We start from the raw sequence: 25,030 nt of genomic DNA, 5'->3' as shown, positions 1-25,030 counted from the left end.
TATCTTTGCAAATGCTTTCCTCCCCATTTTACCCTAATCCCCTTATAAATAAAAACCAGCCCGGTTCCTTAACCTGGCTGGTTTCCAAGAAAACTTTGATTATGAAACTTCCAAATGAAGATCGCCTGGCTTAACTTTACCCATCATCTTCAATACGCGATGTAAGGCAAGCGTGATCACAGCTGGCAATACCATCCCCACTGCCACATAAACCAAGAACGTGTATAGCCCCTGACCGGTTATGATGGCAATAGGGGCAATCATTGAACTTAACCCCATGCCTCCAAGCTCATACGGCACTTGAAAATCGAATGCCAAGGTAGCGATAGGCGCACAGATGATTGCCGCCACAAAAGGCGGAACTACATATAATGGTTTTTTGATCAGGTTAGGAAATTGAACTTTTGGCGTAACGACCATCTGTGCCAGGAACCCGCCCATATCATTATCTTTATAAGACATGACAGTGAACCCGACAAACTGAACCGTACATCCGATTAGGGCTGCAGCACTGGAAACGGGATCCAATTGCAGGGCGATCGCCAAAGCGGCGGAAGACGCCGGTGTCATCAATAAAATGCTCCATACCAAGGCTATGACCATGGAACCGATTAATGGGGAACCCTCGACCGCAGCGGTAGTTTGACTGCTTATCCATGTTAGGAGCGGAGTGGTGACAAGAGCCAGGCCATATCCCGAAACTCCACCGACAAGAACGGCACCCATTGGGATGGCCATGATGTCCAACTTCGTTTTGCCGATTATGCGCTTACCTATATATGTTGCAATCACCGCTGCCAAGACAGCACTTAGCGGCTGGCCCGTAACAATCGTGAAGGCACCCTCAGCCGTTTTGTGAATGGCAGCACCTCCAACAGCACTTGAAGCCATGGCACCAAAGATAATTAATGAATTTCCTCCTAGCTGATAGGCGATTCCTGCTCCTAAAGCTGGTGCCAGCAAGACCTTCGCGGCTCCGCCTATTGCCAGAAAGACCTCCCAACCTAAATATCCTCCTATGGATTCAAACAATAACCCGATCCCTAATGTAACCAAAACAGCGTTGGCTATCCCTGTTGATGCCTTGTACATTCGATCGCTGATGTATTCTTTCTTGCTCACTTTATCTCCACTCCTTGTTAATTATCAGAATATTCAATTTAGCAGAATCAAAAAAAATAAAGGTCTTCATTTAAAAGCCTATTAAGTATAGCGTACCACTACCTGAATGTCTGTTAATGTCTGTTCGTATAATAACATGAATTTTCTGATAATGTAAGAGGTATTTTTATTCTGATAAAATAAAAACGCTTTCAAAAATAGAGATTTAACACATTACTGTTCAATAAAATTTAATAATTCATTATTTCAAAATAAGTTATCCCCTTTTAAGGATGCCTACATGGAATGCTTAGGTACATTTGCCACAAAAAAGAACCCGATTAAGGATTCTCTCATTGTATTTATGCCTTTTCTAATAGATATCATCCTATTTTTGAAATCCTTCCAATTTGGCAAAAGTGTCCTTCAAGTATTGGTAAAACAATTTCTCCGTTGGCATCAGTTCCCTATCAGTCGGAACGATGACCCCTACAGCCCTGGTTACAGATGGATTCTCCAGCGGCAGTTTAACCGTAAAACGCGGCAAGCTATCGATCAAGGAAATCTCAGGTATCAAAGTTATACCCAGACCTGCCGCCACCAGGCCTTTTATGGCATCAGTATCTTTCCCTTCAAATGCCACTTCCGGTTCAAAGCCATGCAATTTGCAAGCTTTCATAACGAGATCCCGTAAAACATAACCCTTTGGAGATAAGATGAACGGATTTCCTTGAAGCTCATTCAAGGATAGTGATTTCTTCAGGGCCAAAGAATGGCTTTCTGGCAGAAGGGCAACTAAGTTCTCAATAAACAGCGTTTCCCCTTTGATTTTCTTTTCATTCACCGGCAGGGGGCCAATCAAGGCCATGTTAATGTTTCCTTTAATCACAGAATCTATCAGGTAGCGATAGGAACCTTGTTTTAATGTGAATTTCGCCTGGGGGTAACTTTCCCTGAAGTCGGAAATGACCCTTGGCAATACATAAGAAGCCAAACTGCTGGGAAAGCCAATGCGGATTGTCCCTTTTTCAGGATCCAGACTTTCGGCCATCTCACGCTTGGCACGATTGATTATATCCATAGCTTGTTCCATATGAGATAAAAATGTATGGCCTATAGGCGTCAATCTAATCTTTCGGCCTTCCCTGATAAATAAGGGCACACCCAGCTCTTCTTCTAAATTGTATATTTGGCGGCTGACAGCAGACTGGGCAACATGCAAATCCACTGCTGCTTCCGTCATATGTTCACGCTTTGCCACTTCAATGAAATATTCTAAGCTCCCTCTTTCATATCAAAACAGCATGTTATTTATCTAATATTCAGATTGTTCGTTTCATTCTTAAATTATATCATGAAAGTATCATATAAAAACCGATAGACTTACCCTATTTAATATTTTATGACTTTAACTAAAGGAGAGAAAATAATGACCACTTCACAGGAAGTCGAACATGATGAATTGCAGGTTGCCAGAGAGTTCGTAAGTCAAGTATACGCACAGGTAAAGGAACGTAATCCTCACGAAAGTGAATTCCATCAAGCCGTAAAGGAGATATTCCTTTCATTGGTCCCGGTTTTTGCAAAACATCCAGAATATATGAAAAGCGGGATATTGGAGAGGCTGGTAGAACCCGAAAGAATGATCACCTTCCGTGTCTCTTGGGTTGATGACCTGGGAAATGTTCAAGTCAACCGTGGTTTTCGTGTGCAATTCAACAGTGCAATCGGACCATTCAAAGGCGGTCTCCGTTTCCACCCCACTGTCAATTCCAGCATCATAAAGTTTCTTGGTTTCGAGCAAATCTTTAAAAACTCGCTTACTGGCCAGCCGATCGGTGGGGGTAAAGGCGGGTCGGACTTCGATCCAAAAGGAAAATCGGATGCGGAAATCATGCGTTTTTGCCAAAGCTTCATGTCGGAACTATCTCGTTATATCGGCCCTGATACAGACGTGCCGGCTGGTGATATCGGAGTCGGTGCAAGGGAGATCGGTTACTTGTTCGGTCAGTATAAAAAGATGCAAGGCGGCTACCATGCAGGTGTTTTAACCGGTAAAGGCATAAGTTACGGCGGAAGCTTGGCCCGTACAGAGGCGACTGGATATGGAACGGTTTACTTTGTCGAAGAAATGTTAAAAGACAAAGGGTTACAATTCCATGGCAGCACTGTCGTTATCTCAGGGTCTGGCAATGTATCCATTTATGCCATTGAAAAAGCTACACAGCTAGGCGCTAAAGTTGTTGCATGCAGCGACTCCAATGGCTACATATATGATGAAAATGGCCTGAATCTTGATACAGTTAGACGTCTAAAAGAAGTGGAACGAAAACGTTTAAGCGAGTATGTCGATGCGCACCCGGAGGCTGTATACCATGAAGGAAGCTACGGCATCTGGTCTGTACCATGCGACATCGCACTGCCTTGTGCCACACAAAATGAAATCGATGAAGAAGCAGCAAAATTACTGGTCAAAAATAATGTGAAGGCAGTCGGTGAGGGCGCTAATATGCCTTCAACCCTTGAGGCCATTGATGTATTCCTTAATAACGGCATCCTTTTTGGACCAGCAAAAGCAGCCAATGCAGGCGGCGTAGCCGTGTCTGCACTCGAAATGGCCCAAAACAGTGCCAGGATGCCTTGGACTTTCGAAGAAGTCGATGCCAAGCTGCATGAGATCATGAAAAATATCTATAAAAACAGCATAGAGGCCGCCGAAGCATATGGTGCGCCTGGCAATTTAGTTGTCGGGGCCAATATTGCCGGATTCCTTAAAGTGGCGGATGCGATGCTGACTCAAGGTGTACTCTAGCAATCAATGGATGTAATGGGCGGTTCCGACACAGGGCCGCCTAAAAAAATGAACTACTTTTCTATCTCCTCTTATTGATATCATTTCAAGCTGAATATCCACACTAAGATCACATCAATGAGATCAAAACATTTCTTTCTCACTACAAAAAGAGTGCCGGAAGATTTCCGGCACTCTTTTTGTTTGGGAGACAATCACTCTTTGGTGACCAATTTCAATGGAACGGATATTGTGTCATCCACTTTGTCGCCTTTTAAGATCTTTTCAGACGCATTAACCGCTTCTTCACCGATAAGTGCCGGTTGTTGGGCGATTGTAGCTTTTAGTTCACCGCTTTCAACTGCTTTCAATGCATCATCATTTCCGTCAAAGCCAACGACGATGATGTCTTTGCCTGCCGCCTTGATTGCTTCAATGGCTCCTAGTGCCATTTCATCATTATGGGCGAATACCGCTTGGATGTCTTTATTGCCTTGCAGGATATTTTCCATTACGTTAAGCCCTTTTGTCCGGTCGAATTCCGCCGTTTGACTTGTCAGGACTTCTAACTGCTTGTCCGCAATATTGTGGAAACCTTTCCCGCGTTCACGAGTTGCAGATGCTCCGGATACCCCTTCAAGTTCCACTACTTTCGCTTTTTTGCCAAACTCTTTAACTAGATATTCTGCAGCCATTTCCCCGCCAGCCACATTATCGGAAGCAATGAACGTTTCAATGTCGCCTTCGTCTGAAGAGCGGTCAATCGTGATAACGGGAATGCCCGCATCATTTGCATCTTTAACGGCTGAAGATATTGCCGCAGAGTCAGTTGGATTCACAAGAAGGACATCAACCTTTTGAAGGATTAAATCTTCAATTCCGCTGATTTGTTTTGCCGTATCATCCTGGGCGTCAACAACTGTGACTTTCATGCCCTTTTCTTTTGCCTTTTTTTCAATGCCATCTTTTAAGGAAACGAAGAATGGGTTGTTTAAAGTAGAGATGCTGACCCCGACTTTCACGTCTTTCATCGAGTCTTTCTTTTCTTTTTTATCATCTGTTAGACCAGAATCCATTGAACAGGCAGCCAAGACCATTAAAGAAAGAACCATGATGATCGATACTATTTTTTTCATTGATTACACCTCTTCTTATGATTTTTTACGGTCAAGCAAGACCGCGATTAATATAACTGCACCTTTTACCACTTGCTGGTAGAAGGAGGATACACCAAGTAAGTTCATGCCGTTATTCAAGGTACCGATGATCAGGACACCCACCAGCGTACCGAACAACCGCCCTTTACCGCCTGAAAGGCTCGTTCCGCCCAGCACCACGGCTGCGATGGCATCCATTTCATAGGATTGTCCTGCCGTCGGCTGTGCCGAATTCAGACGCGACGTTAAAATGGCACCGGCGATTGCCGCCATCGTACCGGCCAGACCATATATGGCCACCTTGACCCGGTCAACTTTAATCCCCGAAATCCGGGAAGCCCTTTCATTTCCGCCGATGGCATATGTTTTACGGCCAAAGGATGTTTTATGAAGCAGGAACCATAGGATCATGAAAGCGATGATCATCACAACGGCCGGTACTGGCACTCCTAGGAAGTAACCTCTCCCAAGCATCTGGAACATAACGGAATCGCCAATTCCAGTAATCGGCTTTCCATCCGTGTACACAAGCGTTAATCCCCGGAAAATCGTCATGGTGGCCAGTGTCACGATGAAAGGGGCCATCTTACCCTTTGAAACGAGTATCCCATTGATTACACCCATTATTGCACCTAGTAGAATGCCTACCAATATTGCTAAAATCGGATCTAATCCCGAGACCATCATACCAGCCATGAGTGCGCTGGATAGAGCCAAAATGGAACCGACGGATAAGTCGATGCCGCCTGTCAATATGATAAAGGTCATTCCAAATGCAATAAGTGCATTGATGGAGGTTTGACGCAATAAATTCAAAATATTATTCGGTTCCATGAATGATGGATTTAAAACGGTTATTACGATAAATAAAAGTACCAGGGCGAGTAACGGACCAAATTTTTGCCAAATCCCGCTTTTCCCTGTAGCCTCAAGTTTCATCCTAGTTCCCTCCTGTCGCCAATGCCATAATTTTTTCTTGCGTCGCTTCCTGCTTTAACAATTCCCCAGCAATCTCACCTTCGTGAACCACAAGGATTCTATCGCTCATTCCAATTATTTCAGGAAGTTCCGAGGAAACCATGATGATGGCGATGCCTCGCTCCGTCAATTCATTCATCAATTCGTAAATTTCACGTTTTGCACCAACATCTATGCCCCGGGTCGGTTCATCCATAATTAATACTTTAGGGGAAGTGCCGATCCATTTGGCGATTACCACCTTCTGTTGATTTCCTCCGGATAGGTTGCCGATGACCGTTTCAGCAGAAGATGTCTTCACGTGAAGGCGCTTAATCATCATTTCGGCAAAGTTCATCTCATCTTCCGTTTTCACGATACCTCTAGGAGCAAAACTCTTGAGATTCGGCAAGCCGATATTTTCCCTTACAGAAAAGTCCAGGATCAATCCCTCTTCTTTACGATTTTCCGTAATGAAAGCCAGGCCGTGTCGAACTGCATCCGTTGGTTTTCGTATGGAAACTTTCTTGCCTTCAATGGTGATTTCACCGCTGTCTATTTGGTCGACACCAAAAAGGGCGCGCATTATTTCCGTTCTGCCTGCTCCCATCAATCCGGCTACACCGACAATCTCACCTTGCCGAACCGCTAAATGGATATCTTCAAAAAGCCCCTTTCTGGTTAAACCTTTCACATCAAGGACTATGTCGCCAGCATTCGCTTCACGACTAGGAAAACGGTCCTCCAGCTCCCGCCCGACCATTTTCTGAACGACTTCATCGAAATTTGTTTCTGCAATTCTTTTCGTATCGACTGTCTTTCCGTCACGCATTACGGTGATCCTGTCACAAATGGCGAATATTTCTTCCATTCGGTGAGAAATATAAACAAGCGATACACCCTTTTTGGTAAGCCCCTTCATCACTTCAAAGAGCTTCTCTATTTCCCTATCAGTTAAAGCGGCTGTGGGCTCGTCCATGATGATAACTTCGGCATCCGTCATGAGCGCCTTGGCAATTTCAATCATTTGCTGTTCACCGACAGAACAGAATCCGGCTTCCTTATCAAAAGGAAGGGAAATATTGAGTGTTTTAAATATCTCCTTTGCACGCGCTTTCATTTGTTTCGTCTTCAGGACACCGAAGGCATTCACCATTTCCCTGCCGATAAATAGATTCTCCAGCACGGTCATTTCGGGCCAAATATTCAATTCCTGACGGATAAAGGCCATTCCCGCCTCTTCGGCTTCCTTTGAATCCCTGAAGGAGGTTTCTTTACCGTTAATCTCGATCGTTCCTTGATCTTGTTTATGCAGCCCGGTCAAAATGTTCATCAAGGTTGATTTCCCTGCTCCATTCTCCCCCATTAGTGCATGTACTTCCCCAGCCTCTAAAGAAAAATGAACACCTTCCAATACCTTGTTTTGACCAAATGCTTTATAAATATTGTGCATTTCGATTTGCATGCTCATCATCTCATTTCTTTAAAAGAATACTCCAGACTGCAATATGCAATTTGAATATGGCGTCGTCTCCCCGGTCCGGATAATGGCTTTCGCGTTACTTGTCAGCCTTTTAAAATCCTCATGGGAAACATATTCAATCGCTGCTCCGAATTGCTGCTCCATGTATTGATGCTGTTCCGGGTTTTTAACCTTCACTTCTGTGGCAGCAATAACTTTTTCAACAACCATATCTTCGTGAACCGCCCGGACGACATCTTGAAATGATGGCGTCCCAGGCGTCAATGCTAAATCTATCTTGCAAACTCCGGGCGGCACCGGCAGCCCGGCATCACCTACGACAATATAATCGGTATGACCAAGGTCAACCAAGACCTTTGCTATTGAACTATTGATGATTCCTTGACGTTTCATGCTTCAAAGCCCCTCTCGACCTCTACCCTTTGCGGCATGCCGCCTTGAGCACCTAATTTCGTCACGGAAATAGAAGCTGCCCGGTTCGCGAACAACAAACTTTCGTCAAAACTTCTTCCTTCTGCAACAGCCACCGCAAAGGCTGCATTGAATGTATCCCCTGCACCTGTTGTATCCACCGCCTCCACTTCAAAGCTTGGAACGACCTTTTCTTCATGTCCATCAAAGTAACGGACGCCATTTTTCCCTTCGGTAATGAATAATTTATTTGGATACTCAGTCAAGACTTCCGTTCTATCTCTCCCATCGAATAGTATCTCGAACTCATGTTCATTCGGAGTAAGGAATGATGCCTGTTGAATGACAGCCTCGCTTAACTTGCGGGCGGGAGCTGGATTCAATAGTAATCTCTTTTGAAGCATGTTGCACAAGTCAGCCAGATACTCCACAGTTTCCTCGGGTATTTCCTGCTGAACCAACACGATATCCGATTCCTCTATCACCTTTTTCGCTTTTTCCACATATTCAGGAGTAATGAAATCATTCGCACCTTTTACAACAATAATGCTGTTATCACCTTCCGAAAGGGTAATATGTGCTGTCCCTGAAGTAGAATCTGTAACCGGTTCCACATACTTCGTGTTTACATGATTTTTTTTCAGGTTATCTAAGATGATCTCTCCATAGACATCATCTCCTACACATCCAACCATCGACACTTCTGCACCAAGACGTGCCGCTGCGACAGCCTGATTGGCTCCCTTTCCTCCAGGAACCGTGATAAAGGACTCTCCTAAAACCGTTTCCCCCGCCATTGGCCGTTTGGCTGATGTCACCACTAAGTCCATTGATGAACTTCCCACTACTGCAATTCTAATCATGTCTTCTCCGCCTTCCTTCTCGTTGTTTGTCTCTCCACAAAAGAAACAGGGAGCTTTTTATGTGTTACTTCCATTTTTTCTTGATTGATCCTTTTAATTAGCATTTCCGCCGCTTGTGCCCCCATCTCATAGGCTGGCTGCCGAATTGTCGATAACGGTGGGTGCAATAACGCTGTGAAGGAGATATCATCATAGCCGATCAATTGTATGTCTTCCGGTATCCGTATTCCCCGTTTTAAAATCTCTTGAAGTGCTGCGGCTGCAACAATATCATTACAAGCAATGATTCCATCCGTTTCCGGATATTGCTCGAAAAGCTGCTTCACGCATGTTTGGCCGCCTTGAAGAGTCAGGGATGAATCCATGACTTGCACGTTCACTTTTGCTTGTTTCAATTCTTCCAATGCTGCCATGTACCGTTCATATACAGGCTTTATTTCGACTGGCCCCCTAATGAGGACGATATTCGTACTGCCTCTATCCAGCAAAACGCGTGCCGCCAGCTTACCGCCTGTTTTTTGATCGGAATAAACAGCTGGTAATTTCTCTGCTGTACGGTCGAGAAGGACAACTGGAATATCCAGATTATCGAAATTCTCATTGGCTTCTTCACTAGTTGAAGCAATCATGCCCACTACATTGTTTTGCAGGAAAGTGTCAATATATTCTATTTCTTTATCTCGCTTTTCATCACTATTTCCAAAAATCAACCGATAACCAAACTGCTGCAGATAATCCTCGACACCTCTTGCCATTTCCGGGAAGAAGGGATTCGTAATGTCCGGCAAAATCAAACCAACCAATTTGGATTTACGTTTGTAGAGGGATCTTGCCACTTCATTCGGTTTATAATTCAATTTTTCAACAGCTGCCATGACCACCTTTTTTGTGTCCTCATGCGCATAACCACTGCCATTCATAACTCTGGAAACCGTTGCCACAGAAACTCCAGCTTCCTTTGCCACATCCCGAATAGTTGCCAAAATATCACCCTCTATACTTTTGTGTAACCGTTTACACATAGCTTATCACCAATTTAAATGAACGGCAAGCCTTATTCCAAAGATAATTTTTAGGAATTTTGACCCAAAAAAGTACAAAACAATTCTTTTTTTATGCGTACATTTCGTCTCTTTGAGTTTCCCACATATAGGTTTAACACTCTCATTACGTCAAAATCCAGTCTACTTTAAAACATAAAAGACTGTAGCTCTACCTAACTGTTAAAACTAGTTGATTGGAGCGGGTGTACGTGACTCCTGCGGGAAAAGCGCGTCTACGGGAGACCCCGCAGGCGCAAGCCGAGGAGGCTCACGGACCGCCCGCGGAAAGCGAGTGCCTGGAGCGGAAATCAACGGTCAAATTGTTAAAACCATAAAAATACTGTGGAAAGGGGGTCGGAACACATTTTAACAACTTCAACTCCTTAGATATGGGTTCTTTCCAAATTTAATAACAAAGTTGATTGGAGCAGAAGGGACGAGACTCCTGCGGGAAAAGCGCGTCTACGGGAGACCCCGCAGGCGCAAGCCGAGGAGGCTCACGGACCGCCCGCGGAATGCGAGTGCCTGGAGCGGAAATCAACGGTCAAATTGTTAAAACCATAAGAAAACTGGCCCAAAAGTCTGGGCCAGTTTAACTTTATAGCGTTTTTGCAGGAAACTTTTCATAAAGGGCATTATTCACATGCCCAAACTCAGAGGCATGCGGACGGTCTTCACCATCGCTATACCCATATTGAAGCATCCGATTTCTATTCAGGCAAAGCTTTGTTAATTTTGGCGCAAAGAAATTGAACGTATCGAAACGATCCTGTAACATAGGGAATTTTTTCTGATGTGTAAGGATTGTTCGAGCGACGCCTTCCCAAAAAGCATTCTCATCCAAAAGGGACCTCTTCATCAGAAGTGTTGACAAGTATCGGAAATGACAGATGAATAGTCCCGTAAAAATAAATTGAACCAGCCCCTCCGGAGTCTCACTTCTTAGTACTTTCCTTAAATCATCAGGAAGGCTGCTTAATTCAGGAAGCGGCTGATCACTTACGTTTACATCATCTACAAAATCCTTGATGGCCAAACGGTGAGGTTTGTAATCCTTCAAAACTAAAATGGTATTTTGACCATGCGGCGAGAAGACCAATCCATATTGATAGATGAAATGCAGTAATGGTGATAGGAGGACGTCAAATAATTGAGCTGTCCAGGCTTCTGCAGTCAATCCCGATTTTTCAATAAGACTTTCCACATATGGTTTACCTTTGCTGTCGACATGTAAAAGGGATGCAAGCGTAATGGGCATTTCGCCTTCTTCCATATAACTGTAAATGCTTTCTCTCCAAATCCCCCCCAGCATCTCCAAATATTGATACGGTACATTCTCTAGCTTGGAATAATACGGGTGATCAACATTTAAACTGGCCACTTCACCAGGAAGCACTACTTTGCATTGTTCTTTCAAGAATGAATCATTTTCATAAATGTTCTTTATATACGTTGTGATTTTTGGGGCAATGACCGTGCGTTCAGCTGGCAATCCACGGTAGACTAGCGTATTTAAAATGCTCATCGGCAGCTTGACGTGGTGTTTATCCTTATTCGATACATTAACAAATGTCCGGATGGATTGTTGCGGCAAATATTTATCAGGACCATTTCCCAAAGCTACGATCAGCCCTTTAGCCAAGTCATCGGTAAAGTTCTGGATGATTACATTCTTCCACTGCCATTCATGAACTGGGAGGTAGTAATAGTTTTCTGCGTTCAGCCCTTTTTCTGTCAATGTCTTTGCAAATGATTTTTGGGTTTCCCCATCCAGTTCATTCTCCATCAATTGCTTATAGGATAACGTTTCGACTGAATTGAACTCCCCCCTCTTTTTATGAACGGCAATCCAGGATAACTGAACTTCCTTCTGGTTTTCTGGGGCGAACTTCAAATAATCATCATAACCAAAACCGATTCTTCCCTTGTTATAAGCAATCCAAGGGTGACCGCTCATTTCTCCTTCAAGTAATGCATAATCCAGTTCGACTAAATCATCCGCATCTTGTTCAGGTTTGGATAGCAATTGGAGATCCGCAAGCAGCGTATGATGGAATTCTTTGATTAAATGTCCTGTTGTTTCTGCAGTCATTCCAATTAACGGCTGGATGTCCAAAATGAATTGAATAGCATCTTTGGCCTGTGTAATGCCTTCCGTTTCACATACCTGGATTGACTCGGCCTGTACTTCATAGCTGTCAAAAAGACGGGGCGACGCTAAAAATCGATAAGATTTCCCCTCATTTATCTTTAACTCATATAGATTTGCTGCTGCGTTTTCGTTCAGGGCAGCTGGATGGATCATATCCTCATACATATACTCAGAAATCATCTTGGCTAGCAGGTTTTGGTTTACTATCGACCAATTTTTTTCTGAAACTGCCTGTTCCACTTCATTTATGAACTGCATATAATTCTCCCCTTCCCTTTTTCAGTAAGCCATGACGGGTTTTTTTACACGGAATGACTGAAATGCACCCTTTGGCTTCGATGGATAAACTTCTTTACCTGCCAATTGATTGATGATAATCGAATTTCGGAATGCCCCCAGACCTAGATCCGGAGCACCCACACCATGTGTATGTATCTCGCCATTTTGAATAAATAGGTGATTCGGTGTAGAGATGGCCGTTCCTACCTTATAGTCTTTCGTTATTGCAAGACGCCCCAAGTCATCGCGGACTAAATGGTCCTCCATGGTTTCAAGGAATGCCGGAAGGGTTGATTTATAGCCCGTCCCAAAAACAATCGCCTCTGTGTCCACGTCAAATTCGCTATCTTCAACCCACTGTCGGCATTTCAATTGCCAGCCATTTTCGGCGGGGGTAACTGCCGCAACTTCCGTCATGGCCCGAAGTTCAATGGCAAGTTCGGCATTTCCAATCGATTTCTCATACATCTTGTCAAAAATTGCTGCAATGGTCGTAGCGCTGATCCCTTTATACAATAAATCCTGTTTCGGCAGGATTTCATCCTTCTTTTCCTGCGGCAGCCGATAAAAGAAATCAAGGTAATCCGGAGTGAAGTATTCCAATCCAAGTTTTGAATATTCCATAGGGAAAAACCCCTTGGATCTTGTATACCAGTTTAGCTGGTAGCCATATTTCTCCTGCTCATTAAGCAAATCCAGAAAGACCTCGGCTGCACTCTGTCCAGATCCGACAACCGTTACGGATTTTTTCTTTAAGATGTTTTCTTTATTCCGTAAATATTCGGCCGAATGCAGGATGCTCTCTCCCATATATGGCTGAAAGGCCGATGGAACAGTCGGGGAACTGCCAATTCCCATGACTACATGGCGGCTATAATAGACTTCGATCTTTTGTGTTTGTGCATCCCTTACACTGATTTGATAGCAGGGTTCACCTTGATTTCCTATATATTCAACCGCCTCGACCGCTTTGCCAAAACGGCAGCTATCAAGTTGATGGGCAGCCCAGCGGCAATAGTCGTTATATTCTTTTCGTGGAATCAGGAATTTTTCAAGGAAGTAGAAATGATAAAGCCGATCATGCTGCTGTAAATAATTCAGGTAGCTATATGGGCTTGTCACATCTGCCATGCTGACCAGATCGGCAAAGAACGGCACTTGCAGCGTTGTCCCTTCCAGCAGCATCCCTTCATGCCAATTAAATTCCCCCTTTTTCTCAAAAAAGACGGCATTCAACTCCGGGGTTTTCTCCAAAAGGGCCGCAAGTCCAAGGTTAAAAGGACCAATCCCTACCCCTACCAGATCATAGATAGATTGTTGCTTTTCCATAGTTCCACTTCCTCTCGAAATTCCCCCGTGTGCATGACATAAGCAATGCTGTTTTGTCAGGGAGTTCTATCTCTTTAATTGGGGTAAACCCGCATTTTTCAAATAAATGAATCATCTTTGCATTCCTGATATCCGGTTCAGCCATCACTTTGTTTGTGGTTGAAGTAAGTAGTTGGAATTTCACCATTGCCCGTAAAAACGGCAAAGCCAGTCCTTTTCCTAGATAATCCGGATCACCAATGAGTAAATGAATGCCTTGATCTCCCTCTTCGGATTCATAATAATCTTCGATGATATCGCCTTTTACCCAATACGATTCCCAATAGCTCATGGGAATGGAGTCCAGACAGCCTAAATAAAGTGTTTGGTGTGTATCAGCCAATGCCTTTTTTAAATGAACAGCGAATTTTTCTTTTGTGAAATTCAAATTCCAGTAGGGTATCACATGATCTTCATGCATCCATTCATGCAGTGTATCCAAATCCCTCTCAAATTCAACTTTGACAAATGAAAGCTGTTTATTGCAGTCCTTGAGCATTTCCTCATAACTATTTTTCATGGACGGCCATGACCCCCTGCGCGAACGGATTATCAATCGTTGTATAAACGGATTGTGTCTCGAGTGAACCAACAAGCTCATCCATATCATGGAATCGTGTCAGTAAATTAGCCTTACAAGTTAATTCACGGGCATGAAGCAACTTTGAAACAACTCGATTCAACCCTTCATCTTCGCTATCCCTGCTGTATGTTTCCAGTTGTTCCTGAACGAGCTGTAACAGTTTGTTTTCCGATACTAATCCTTCCGTTCCAAAATTATTGATTAAGCCTAATAAGTGATTAAAAAAGAAATAGTATTGCAGTCTTTCTTCAGCGACTTCATCAGAACAAATCGTGAAGCTTTTTTCACTTAGTTCCGGCATGATTTTCTGCAGCCTGTCCACTTTGGACTCACAATAGTAATACCCTTGATTATCACGATAATAAAAAGCGGCTGGATACCCATCTTGAAGCTGAATGATGGAATTTTGTTGATGGGCTTCCAAAACGATTCCATACTCTTCAAATAGCCAAAGCATCGGTTTCAATGTCATTGACAGATAGGTTTTGAACCAATCCTCACTTACTACTTCGGTACTGCGGTCTTCATCAGCTGATAATTTCCGGATGATCGCTCCAAGCCTTGATGGTGCACCATAGGCATTATCCTGACATAAGCCGGCAATCAGGCTTGCTTGTTTATCGTTTTCATAAAAAGGATTTTCCCGGATATCAACATCGAATCCCGATTCTTGCTCGGTCGTTTTAATCGTTAAGTAAGCAGGGTCCTTGATGATACGGAAGGAGGGGTGCCGTTCTTTTAGATCGTCGCCCACTTTAGAATCTATTAATTTTGCAATTTCGACACCACGATCTAATTCTTTTTGCAGATTTGCACGTAAAGAATTCGTGATTTTTACCGGAACGGAAAATTTGTACATATATCTCGATGTGGCACTATATACCGTTCTAAATGAAGAGGTGGCCGTGAATTTTTTCCCAAGCGGTCCTGCATAAACTAGTGTCCCTTGCTCGATCAGCCTCTTGACCTCCTCTTTTTCGATAAGGGCTTTTGCCTGGAGCGGGTGTGCCGGGATAATGATGTATGGGCTTTCCTTTTGGCAATACGTGTCACGAAATTCACTGGAAATCTCCAAGTCACCGGCTAATTCCTGTTTAATGATTTCACTTGCCGATCGGCCTTCACTGGAATCCTGGATGACGATCGAAGGTTCTGCCAGGAAGTAGTGCAGCTGGAACTCCCCTTTTAATTCAGGAGAATAGATCCATTCATCTTTTGCCGAAATGCCTTGCTTGCTTTTCGGTGTCGGATGGAACAGATGTCCGAATAAAAGTGACTGCTCTGCTTCGATGTAGGTGAAATCAGGACTTTGAAGGGCATCAGCGTCTTCCGTCCTCGCTTCCACATACCGTTGAATGTTTTGGCTGCTAAGGATGACACGCAGCATCAATTCATCTTCACTATCCGTCCGGCCCTGTTCATTCAATAATTCTTTAGAAACGATCGAGACCATTGTCACGTAATCTAATTCAAGTACTTGCTTGGATGCCGTTTGATAGTAAATCGGGAAGTTGAAAATATGACGCCCCGTTTCCGACCAATATTTCAGCGGAACAAGCATTGCAATATCTTGGGACATGAGCTTACTGACCACTAATGAATCCCGGATGGCCCCATCTAAGTTTGGCCAGTTTTTCGTTTCTTCTAAATTGTAATTTCCGGTTTCCCGGAAATAACAATTCAGAAAGCTTTGCATCGTTGCCCTTTCAGCTATTTGCTTACCATTCATCTTCATTCCTCCATTATCTTGAACATTTCACCTAATACTCGGATTTCATCTAAAATTCCCTCTATGTGTTCAAGGCTTGTCATTGGATTCAATAGTGTCATTTTTAAATATACCTGTCCGTCAAAACGCGTTTTTGCTAAAAATGCCCGTCCGCTTTTCAGTAACTCCTGCTGAATCTGTTTATTTAATAGATTGACTAACTGATCACTTTCTCCCTCGGGATTATAACGGAATACAACCGCATTCAATTCGGGTTCTTTATTTAATACTGTGAATCCTTCCTCCTTATCAATCTTCGCTGCCACTTTACGTGCAAGATGACAAGTATAGTCGATCATTTCGGCAAAGGTATCCAGTCCAACGACCTTCAATGACATCCAGAGCTTCAATGCGTCGAACCTTCTCGTCGTTTGAACCGATTTATTGACTAAATGAACCATGCCCTCGGCTTCATCTTCCTGTGGATTCAAGTAATCGGCGTGATGCTGGATATATTGAAATGAGTTGCTGTCAGAGACAAGAAAAGCACCACAACTGATGGGTTGATAGAATAATTTGTGAAAATCAACCGTAATCGAGTCGGCCCGTTCAATTCCGCTGATTAACTCTTTGTAATCCTTACTTAAAATCATCGCGCCTCCATATGCGGCGTCCACATGCAGCCATATCCCATTTTTCCTTGCCGCTTCGGACAATTCATGTAAAGGATCGATTGAACCGAAATCCGTTGTTCCACAAGTTGCAACGATGGCAAATGGCAGTAAACCCTGTTCCTCTAAAATCGACATTTGATGATTTAATTCATCCATGGACAGACGGTGGTTTGAATCCGTTTTAATCGTGACTACAGACTGTTCACCAAGCCCCAGCTGTGCCGCTGATTTACGGACCGTAAAGTGGGCAGCCTCGGAGCATAGGATCCGCAATTTTTTCGCCTCGACTGGCAAACCTTGCTGCTGAACATCCACACCCCAGAAACGCTTGCAATAAGCGTCCCTCGCCAATAGCAGTCCCATATAATTGGATTGGGTTCCACCGCTTGTGAAAATCCCATCCGCTTGTTCAGGTAACCCCACCTGGCTGCACAGCCAATCTATTAAACGCTCTTCAACGAAGGTGGCAGCAGAGCTTTGGTCCCATGAATCCATGGATTGATTCAACGTGCCGATAATCATTTCGGCAGCCACGGCAGGTATTAATGTCGGGCAATGCAAATGTCCGATACAAGCGGGGCTGTGTACATTGATGCTGTCATTAATAACAAACTCCGCCAGCTCATCCGCTACAGCTTCCATTGTCTTCCCTTTTGGAGAAGCAAGGGATAGCTCGTTTAATCTTGCTTCGATTTCATACGGTTTTTTCCCAGAGTATGGTGAATCGTTCCCTTTTAAAAAGTCTGTCAGCCTTTTTTCAATGATTTTCAATGACTGGCTGTAGTTGTTGAAGCCTTCTTCGTTATTCAAGAAAATCCGAGAATATGCAAAATCCGTTTTATTTATCATTTCGATCATTGATCATTCACCCTCTTGCAACTGCTGCACGAACAGCTTGTTCAAAAATTGCAGTGGCTTCGCGAAGCTGGGATTCCGTTACGATCAATGGAGGCAGGAACCTCACTACACTTCCATGTCTGCCGCCAACTTCCAGAATCAACCCTCTTTGAAAACATTCCTGTTGAATGGCACTGGCAAGTTGCGAATCAGCAGGATGGCTTCCATTCGCATTTTGCGGTTCTTCATGATTGATCATTTCTACACCGACCATTAATCCCCGGCCCCTGACATCGCCGATTTGCTTAATATCTTTTTGCAAATCTTTAAGAATATCCTTTAAGATTTCTCCCATTTTAGCGGCATGCTCCACAAGATTCGTCTCTTTCATGTATTTTAAAGTCGCTGTTCCTGCTGCCATCGCCATTTGATTTCCGCGGAACGTACCGATATGTGCACCTGGTGACCATAGGTCCAGCTCTTTGTTATAAATCACCACCGATAATGGAAGACTTCCGCCTATTGCTTTGGATAGGACAAGAACGTCCGGGACAATACCTGCATGTTCAAAGGCAAACATCTTCCCTGTACGGCCGATACCTGATTGAACTTCGTCGATAATAAGCGGAATGCCCTTCTCTTTCGTTATTCTCCTGATTTCCTTAAGCCATGGAATTGGAGCTGGAATGGAACCTCCCTCGCCTTGTACTGCCTCCAAAATCATCCCTGCAGGTGCCAATAATCCTGATTCGGGATCATTCAATAGATTTTCGATATACTGGCTGCTGATTTTATGGCTTTCTTCTCCGCCTACTCCGAAGGGACACCGATATTGATAGGGATACGGCAGAAATTGCACATCTGGCATTAACCCTTGGATTTTTTCCTTTGGTTTTGTATTGCCGCTAATTGACATCGTTGCATGCGTTGCCCCGTGGTAAGCTCCCTGGAAAGATAAAATGCTTCTGTTGCCTGTCGCTGTCTTAACCAGTTTAAGTGCTGCCTCGATGGCATCTCCGCCAGTAGGTCCGCAGAATTGAATTTTTGCATTTTTTCTGAATTCCTCTGGCAGGCATTCAAAAATTTCATCGACGAATTGTTCTTTGATCGGCGTCGTAAAGTCCAATGTATGTAAAGGACGTTTATCCTTAAGAACTTTTTCCATTGCTTCAAGCACTGCCGGATGATTGTGTCCGAGCGCTAATGTTCCAGCCCCGGCAAGAAAATCGATATATTGTTTCCCATCCATGTCTGTCAGGTAAATTCCCTCCGCCTGATCAATCGCCATGGGTAATCTTCTAGGATAAGACCGGGCATTTGATTCCCTTGTATTTTGTTGTTCCAGTAGTTGGTCATTTTTTGTGAGCGTGTTCGTTATCATAGTGAACCTCCATGTATTGAATTAATTGAGAATAATTATCATTATCATGAACCTTATTTTACTGATAATGATAATTGTTCTCAATGAGTAAATCCACTCATTTTTCTTCTAGTAAATTCCAATAAAATTAAGAAAAGGTTAAAAATGGGGCCTATTCTCTATTTATCTATTAAATATAAAAAAGTTTGTGGAAGCCAAGACAGAAAGCAGTATGGGCGGCGGAGCGAATGGTGCACCTCCTGGTATAAACGGGAACATGGGCCAAAAGGGGGCAGGTAACAGCAGCTCCTCAAAAGATATGATCATTCTATCTTCCATGCTCCTAATCTTATTATTAGGTGCAATGGCTTTCGCCCACTTCTTTAGACGAAGAGGTAAAAAAGGATAAGGGCGATACCCTTCCAATATGAACAAGCCATCCCAAAATATTCGGGGTGCCTTATTTTATAGGCAAAAGAGATTCTACTAAATTTCATAACGAAGTGGATTGAAACGGAGGGTGCGAGACTACTGCGGGAGATACGCGTACATGGGAGACCCCACAGGCGCAAAGAGCCGAGGAGGCTCCCGGACCGCCCGCGGAAAGCGAGCGGCCGCAGTGGAAAGGAACGATTGATATCCACCCACTCCCCCAAAATTATTGAATGGGCGTCTAGACTTTTCCCGGTTATTCCTACACATTTGAATTATTTTTAGCTGCTAACCAATATAAAATATCCTTATTTGGTATAAAATAGTAAAATAGAGGGGTGAATGAACCTCACTCAAGAGGGTTATTCACTTGTTTATCATTTGAATTTAGGGGGTAAAGATTTTCATTATTACTTTATCCGATCGTACAGTTTCACTTTTGTTAAAATCGGGTCGGTGTCAGGGGGGAAACGGATGAAAAGAAATCATACGATGATGCAATTTTTTGAGTGGCATCTTGAGGCAGATGGTTCTCATTGGGACAGATTGAAATACGCAGCCTCTAAGTTGAAGGATATAGGAATTGATTGCGTTTGGCTTCCGCCAGTTACCAAAGGGCAATCCGTTGGGGATAATGGATATGGAATATATGACGGTTACGATTTGGGGGAATTTGACCAAAAAGGAACAGTTCGTACCAAATACGGGACCAAAGATGAATTGCTGCAAGCAATAGCCACTTGCCATAACTACGGACTTTGCGTTTATATCGATTTAGTCATGAACCATAAAGCAGGAGCTGATGGAACCGAAAAATTTGAAGTGATTGAAGTCAATCCAGACAACCGGATGGAAGATATCTCAGAACCATTTGAAATGGAAGGCTGGACAAAATTCGATTTCCCGGGCCGTAAAAATAAATACTCTGACTTTAAGTGGAACCATACCCATTTTAACGGTACAGACTATGATGCCGAGAACGACAAAATGGGTGTATTTCGAATCACAGGCGAAAATAAGCACTGGAATCAGCATGTCATTGATGAATTCGGAAACTATGATTATTTAATGTTTGCCAACATCGATTACAGCCTGCCGGAAGTTCGTCAGGAAATGATTCGCTGGGGAAAATGGATGGTTGATACGTTAAAGTGTGATGGTTTTCGTTTGGACGCCGTTAAGCATATCGATTATGAATTCATCAATGAATTTCTCCAAGAACTCATTCCTTATACAAAGGAACATTTCTTCATGGTCGGCGAATTTTGGAAGGCGGATGTTAAAGCTTGTCAAACTTACTTAGAGCAAACCAATCATGACCTCAACTTGTTCGATGTTTCCCTGCATTATAAATTTCATGAGGCCTCAAAAGCAGGAGCTGACTTCGACCTCTCAACCATCTTTGATGATACCCTCGTCCAAACCAATCCGGCACAGGCCGTCACTTTTGTCGACAACCATGACTCCCAGCCTCATGAATCACTGGAATCTTGGGTAAAGGACTGGTTCAAACCATCGGCATATGCACTTACCCTGCTTAGACTTTGCGGTTATCCTTGTGTCTTTTACGGGGACTATTATGGAATCGGCGGACCTTCTCCCGTGCCTGGGAAAAAGGATATCCTGGATCGCCTACTATATGCCAGGTATGAAAAAGCTTACGGAGAACAGACCGACTACTTTGATGATCCAAATACGATAGGATGGGTCCGGCACGGAGTTGAAGAGCTAGAAGGCTCGGGGTGTGCCGTCATTATCTCCAATGGAGATCACAACAGTGAAAAAAGGATGTTCGTCGGTGAACATCGTGCTGGTGAAATCTGGATTGATTTAACTTGTCATAAAGATGACCACATTACCATTGAAGAAGATGGTTTCGCGACCTTCCCCGTTCATGGGAAAAGCGTATCCGTATGGGCCTTGAATAATCCACTCTAAAAAGGGGATATCAAAGAACGGCATGTCGCTTTCAGATATGCCGTTCTTTGCTGATGACACCGCCCTTGAGGATTTCAAATAAAGATAATTTTTCCATTTTAATTAATCATGGTAAGATAAGGGCGAAAGGAGTTGAAGGAAAAGTGAAAAATGAAATCATTGAAAGATTCACTTCTTATGTGAAAGTGGATACCCAATCAAATGAGGAAAATCCCTCATGCCCCTCTACACCCGGACAGCTGACATTGGCAAATGCATTGGTCAAGGAACTTCAATCCATTGGGATGAAGGAAGTGACTATTGATCCGAACGGCTATGTCATGGCAACCTTGCCAGCCAATTCAAATAAGGATGTCCCGACAATCGGTTTCTTGGCCCATGTCGATACAGCAACGGATTTCACTGGAAAAGATGTAAAACCGCAAATCGTTGACAACTATGATGGCAAAGATCTTACTCTACATGAAAAACTGGATGTCATTCTTTCACCTGATGATTTTCCTTCGCTTAAGAACTATATAGGGCATACCTTGATTGCAACGGATGGGACAACCCTGTTGGGAGCAGATAATAAGGCTGGAATTGCCGAAATCATGACTGCCATGGATTATTTGATCCAGCATCCGGAAATCAAGCATGGAAAAATCCGTGTTGCTTTTACTCCCGATGAGGAAATCGGCAGGGGACCCCATAAGTTTGATGTAGATGCCTTTGATGCCCAATTTGCCTACACCGTGGACGGTGGCCCGCTTGGAGAACTTGAATATGAGAGCTTCAATGCAGCATCGGCCAAAATCCTGATCAAAGGGACGAATATTCATCCTGGAACGGCTAAAGGGAAAATGGTGAATTCGGCGAAAATCGCCATGGAATTCCATAATAAGCTCCCAGCGGCAGAAGCACCGGAATATACGGAGGGTTACGAAGGATTTTTTCACCTGCTTTCCTTTCATGGTGATGTGGAAGAGACCAAGCTTTCTTACATCATCAGGGATTTCGACCGCCAAAAATTCAATGAACGCAAGGAATATATAACAAAAGTAATCGAAGATTTGAAAGAAAAATATGGGCAAAACCGAATCCAGCTCGAATTACACGATCAATACTTCAACATGAAGGAAAAAATTGAGCCCGTGAAGGAAATCGTGGATATCGCCCATGAAGCAATGGAGAAACTCAATATAAAACCGAAAGTCTCGCCAATACGCGGTGGTACGGACGGATCTCAATTATCGTATATGGGCCTGCCAACACCCAACATCTTTACGGGCGGGGAGAACTTTCATGGAAAATATGAGTTTATTTCCGTTGATAATATGATACTGTCCACTAAAGTGATCGTTGGCATTGCATCACTTTTTGAAGAAAAAGCAAAGTAGCTTGATACGAAATATCTATTGAAATAAACCCCCAGACTTCAAGTCTGGGGGTTTTCAATAATATTAAGCGCGTTTCCAGTGACGGTGCTTGGCAATTGCCTCGATAAAGGCAGAACCGCTATTTTTATCCGTAATAGCTACAATGCCTGAAGCTGGATCATTGGAAACGATGCCTGCTTTCGATAAGATCATGGCTCCTTCTCTTCCCGCACCAATCGCTTTGAAATGATTGTAGGCTTCATCAACAAAGTAAATGGGTTCCTTGGATGCCATTAAAGCATCGACACTCTCCTGCCCCCCTGCTACATATACAGCATCGAAAAGTACCGAATCGGCTGTCAGGAATGTCTGGTTCACCTCGACCTGCTGTCCTTCAGAACTTGTAACCACTCCACGATTATGACTGATGAATTCAGCCGTTATACCTGCCGATTTAAATGATTCCAAGACTTGATTAACCTCTGAACCGTTGAAACCATCTGCAGCCAAGATTGCCACTTTTCTTGTTGCGGCCGTGTTCACTTTCATTTGCTCCTGGCTTAAAGCCGGAGAAGCCAAGTCCATTTGAACCTCACTTTTGTTGGCTGGAGGATTCACGCCCACTCCCATGGCAATCGTTTTGGCCAGTTCAACATCCACATTGCTGAACATCTCGACAATTTGCTGCTGAACATCCTTACTTTTCACTTTTCCCACTTCAAAGTGGAAGGCCTGAATAATATGCTCCTTCTCCACTTCCGTCATGCTATTCCAAAATAATTTAGCCTGGCTGTAATGATCCTTGAAGCTTTCACTGCGCTGCCGGACCTTCCTGCCATCAACCTTTTCCTGGTAATGTGCATAGCCGCCTTCCCCTTCCGAAGCAGGTTCAGGAGAGTTGCCTGCAAGGGAATTTTTGTGGTAGCTGACCGGCCCTGGATTTATTGACATCCGGTGCATGCCATCGCGCTGATTATTATGAACGGGGGCAACCGTCCTATTAATCGGTAGCTCATGGAAGTTCGGTCCTCCCAATCTGGATAGCTGGGTATCGGTGTATGAGAATAAACGTCCCTGAAGCAGCGGATCATTTGAAAAATCAATACCCGGTACAACATGCCCCGGATGGAAAGCTATCTGTTCCGTCTCTGCAAAAAAGTTATCCGTATTTTGATTCAAAACCATTTTTCCGATTATTTTAACCGGGATTTGTTCTTCCGGCCATAGTTTAGTAGGATCAAGGATATCAAAGTCGAATTTGAATTCATCTTCCTCCTTAATCATTTGGACGCCAAATTCAAATTCAGGATAATTCCCGGTATCTATCGCTTCCCACAAATCTTGGCGGTGAAAATCAGGATTCTTCCCTGCAATTTTCTGTGCCTCATCCCAGACAAGGGATTTAACTCCCAGTACAGGCTTCCAATGGAATTTAACGAAATGGGCCACGCCTTGTTCATTTACAAAACGGAATGTATGAACACCAAACCCTTCCATCATCCGGAAACTTCTCGGTATGGCCCTATCAGATAGATGCCACATGACCATATGTGCCGTTTCTTCATTGTTGGCGACGAAATCCCAAAACGTATCATGAGCAGATGCGGCCTGAGGTATTTCGTTATGAGGCTCCGGTTTAACCGCATGAATTAGATCCGGGAACTTAATGGCGTCCTGGATAAAAAATACCGGAATATTATTTCCCACCAAATCATAGTTTCCTTCCTCCGTATAAAACTTTGTGGAAAATCCTCTTACATCACGGACCGAGTCTGCCGATCCGCGGGAACCTGCCACCGTGGAGTAACGAACGAATACTGGTGTCTTGACTGAAGGGTCTTGAAGAAACTTGGCTTTTGTATATTCGGTCATCGGTTCATATACCTGAAAATATCCATGTGCCCCTGATCCACGCGCATGGACAATCCGCTCAGGAATACGCTCATGGTCAAAATGAGTCATTTTTTCACGAAAATGAAAATCCTCCATCAAAGTTGGACCACGGGTTCCCGCTTTCAAAGAATGCTCATCCTCAGAAACACGCAAACCTTGGTTAGTCGTCATCTTTTTCCCATTATCGTCCACTCGATATTGATCCAACTGCCGCTGCTTACTTTGCCCATCGATTCTTCCGCTTTCATTTGCTTTCGTCATCCCACTCAATCCCTCCATGTCTAAGAATTCAGATTAAATCGCGTTGTTTATTATCTACAGGATCGTTGACTTCCACTCCAGGCACTCACTGTCGGCGGGCGGTCCGTGAGCCTCCTCGGCGCCTTTGCGCCTGCGGGGTCTCCCCTGGACTCGCTTTTCCCGCAGGAGTCCCGCACCTAACGTTCCAATCAACTTTGTTTTAAAATTAGATAAACCCTTTTTTCTACAAACAGATGTATTTATTGTTTCGAAATAATCGCGTAATCCTTCTTCATATACCACTCTGTTTTAATGGATAAACAGAATTTAGAGAAAGAATCTTAACCTCCTCATAAACAAAAAAACTACTATTTCAGTAAGGACGGATTATTTCGGGGGAGG

The 25,030-nt window shown here is 43.7% G+C and carries 18 protein-coding genes and 1 pseudogene; 4 read left to right on the top strand and 15 right to left on the bottom strand.

The genetic code is table 11. From position 1 onward, the window contains the following. Positions 1 to 99 precede the first annotated feature (99 nt). Together ACFX4H_RS19510 and gltC are read right to left on the bottom strand one after the other, a co-directional pair. Complete coding sequence (locus ACFX4H_RS19510) at positions 100 to 1,092, bottom strand: PTS sugar transporter subunit IIC (protein WP_377436115.1); 993 nt, start codon at positions 1,090 to 1,092, stop codon at positions 100 to 102. Positions 1,093 to 1,489: 397 nt separating this feature from the next. Then, positions 1,490 to 2,380: pseudogene (gene gltC / locus ACFX4H_RS19505) on the bottom strand (glutamate biosynthesis transcriptional regulator GltC); the annotation flags it as partial. A gap of 150 nt (positions 2,381 to 2,530) precedes the next feature. Between gltC and gdhA the strand changes: the two are divergent. After that, complete coding sequence (gene gdhA / locus ACFX4H_RS19500) at positions 2,531 to 3,913, top strand: NADP-specific glutamate dehydrogenase (protein WP_377436056.1); 1,383 nt, start codon at positions 2,531 to 2,533, stop codon at positions 3,911 to 3,913. Positions 3,914 to 4,107: 194 nt separating this feature from the next. Here the strand turns inward: gdhA and rbsB are convergent, their stop codons facing one another. The 12 genes from rbsB to ACFX4H_RS19440 all read right to left on the bottom strand — a co-directional run bounded on the left by rbsB (position 4,108) and on the right by ACFX4H_RS19440 (position 18,788). Beyond that, positions 4,108 to 5,028 carry a ribose ABC transporter substrate-binding protein RbsB gene (rbsB, locus tag ACFX4H_RS19495; protein ID WP_034316081.1) on the bottom strand — a complete coding sequence of 307 codons (921 nt, stop codon included), beginning with the start codon at positions 5,026 to 5,028 and terminating at the stop codon, positions 4,108 to 4,110. A 15-nt stretch (positions 5,029 to 5,043) separates the two neighbouring features. Beyond that, positions 5,044 to 5,988: an ABC transporter permease gene (locus ACFX4H_RS19490; protein WP_034316083.1), complete on the bottom strand. Its 945-nt coding sequence runs from the start codon at positions 5,986 to 5,988 to the stop codon at positions 5,044 to 5,046. 1 nt (position 5,989) lies between these two features. Next, positions 5,990 to 7,471 carry a sugar ABC transporter ATP-binding protein gene (locus tag ACFX4H_RS19485; protein WP_377436055.1) on the bottom strand — a complete coding sequence of 494 codons (1,482 nt, stop codon included), beginning with the start codon at positions 7,469 to 7,471 and terminating at the stop codon, positions 5,990 to 5,992. 18 nt (positions 7,472 to 7,489) lie between these two features. Further along, positions 7,490 to 7,882: a D-ribose pyranase gene (gene rbsD, locus ACFX4H_RS19480; RefSeq protein ID WP_034316088.1), complete on the bottom strand. Its 393-nt coding sequence runs from the start codon at positions 7,880 to 7,882 to the stop codon at positions 7,490 to 7,492. Continuing rightward, positions 7,879 to 8,763, bottom strand: a complete 885-nt coding sequence (rbsK, locus tag ACFX4H_RS19475; RefSeq protein ID WP_249598101.1) for a ribokinase — start codon at positions 8,761 to 8,763, stop codon at positions 7,879 to 7,881. Before rbsK ends, rbsD begins: the two co-directional genes overlap by 4 nt. After that, positions 8,760 to 9,746 (bottom strand): LacI family DNA-binding transcriptional regulator, encoded by a 987-nt coding sequence (locus tag ACFX4H_RS19470; RefSeq protein ID WP_034316093.1) that lies wholly within the window; start codon positions 9,744 to 9,746, stop codon positions 8,760 to 8,762. Before ACFX4H_RS19470 ends, rbsK begins: the two co-directional genes overlap by 4 nt. Before the next feature lie 658 nt (positions 9,747 to 10,404). Beyond that, positions 10,405 to 12,216, bottom strand: a complete 1,812-nt coding sequence (locus tag ACFX4H_RS19465; protein WP_377436054.1) for an IucA/IucC family protein — start codon at positions 12,214 to 12,216, stop codon at positions 10,405 to 10,407. A gap of 21 nt (positions 12,217 to 12,237) precedes the next feature. Further along, entirely contained in the window at positions 12,238 to 13,566 is a 1,329-nt protein-coding gene (locus ACFX4H_RS19460) for a lysine N(6)-hydroxylase/L-ornithine N(5)-oxygenase family protein (protein WP_377436053.1), read from the bottom strand. Then, the gene (locus ACFX4H_RS19455; protein WP_237752197.1) at positions 13,541 to 14,125 is read right to left on the bottom strand and encodes a GNAT family N-acetyltransferase; all 585 of its coding nucleotides are present in this window, start codon (positions 14,123 to 14,125) and stop codon (positions 13,541 to 13,543) included. The genes ACFX4H_RS19460 and ACFX4H_RS19455 overlap by 26 nt, the downstream gene beginning before the upstream one ends. Then, complete coding sequence (locus tag ACFX4H_RS19450; RefSeq protein WP_377436052.1) at positions 14,115 to 15,917, bottom strand: IucA/IucC family protein; 1,803 nt, start codon at positions 15,915 to 15,917, stop codon at positions 14,115 to 14,117. Before ACFX4H_RS19450 ends, ACFX4H_RS19455 begins: the two co-directional genes overlap by 11 nt. A gap of 2 nt (positions 15,918 to 15,919) precedes the next feature. Beyond that, positions 15,920 to 17,428, bottom strand: a complete 1,509-nt coding sequence (locus ACFX4H_RS19445; RefSeq protein WP_377436051.1) for a pyridoxal phosphate-dependent decarboxylase family protein — start codon at positions 17,426 to 17,428, stop codon at positions 15,920 to 15,922. 7 nt (positions 17,429 to 17,435) lie between these two features. Next, complete coding sequence (locus ACFX4H_RS19440) at positions 17,436 to 18,788, bottom strand: aspartate aminotransferase family protein (protein ID WP_377436050.1); 1,353 nt, start codon at positions 18,786 to 18,788, stop codon at positions 17,436 to 17,438. A 187-nt stretch (positions 18,789 to 18,975) separates the two neighbouring features. On the opposite strand from ACFX4H_RS19440, the gene ACFX4H_RS19435 reads away from it, so the two are divergent. The 3 genes from ACFX4H_RS19435 to pepT all read left to right on the top strand — a co-directional run bounded on the left by ACFX4H_RS19435 (position 18,976) and on the right by pepT (position 22,516). Then, positions 18,976 to 19,176, top strand: coding sequence for a hypothetical protein (locus ACFX4H_RS19435; RefSeq protein WP_377436049.1), 201 nt, complete (start codon positions 18,976 to 18,978; stop codon positions 19,174 to 19,176). A 497-nt stretch (positions 19,177 to 19,673) separates the two neighbouring features. After that, positions 19,674 to 21,137 (top strand): alpha-amylase, encoded by a 1,464-nt coding sequence (locus ACFX4H_RS19430; protein ID WP_063589602.1) that lies wholly within the window; start codon positions 19,674 to 19,676, stop codon positions 21,135 to 21,137. A gap of 143 nt (positions 21,138 to 21,280) precedes the next feature. After that, positions 21,281 to 22,516, top strand: coding sequence for a peptidase T (gene pepT, locus ACFX4H_RS19425; RefSeq protein ID WP_377436048.1), 1,236 nt, complete (start codon positions 21,281 to 21,283; stop codon positions 22,514 to 22,516). Between the two features lie 63 nt (positions 22,517 to 22,579). Here pepT and ACFX4H_RS19420 read toward each other — a convergent pair whose 3' ends face one another. Continuing rightward, positions 22,580 to 24,649, bottom strand: a complete 2,070-nt coding sequence (locus ACFX4H_RS19420) for a catalase (protein WP_328138557.1) — start codon at positions 24,647 to 24,649, stop codon at positions 22,580 to 22,582. Positions 24,650 to 25,030: the final 381 nt, after the last annotated feature.

This window comes from Peribacillus sp. YIM B13477, assembly GCF_042787955.1.
In the GTDB taxonomy this organism is placed as follows: domain Bacteria; phylum Bacillota; class Bacilli; order Bacillales; family DSM-1321; genus Peribacillus; species Peribacillus frigoritolerans.
Note: the sequence above shows the minus strand (reverse complement) of the source record. Positions and strands in the feature narration are given on the sequence as shown.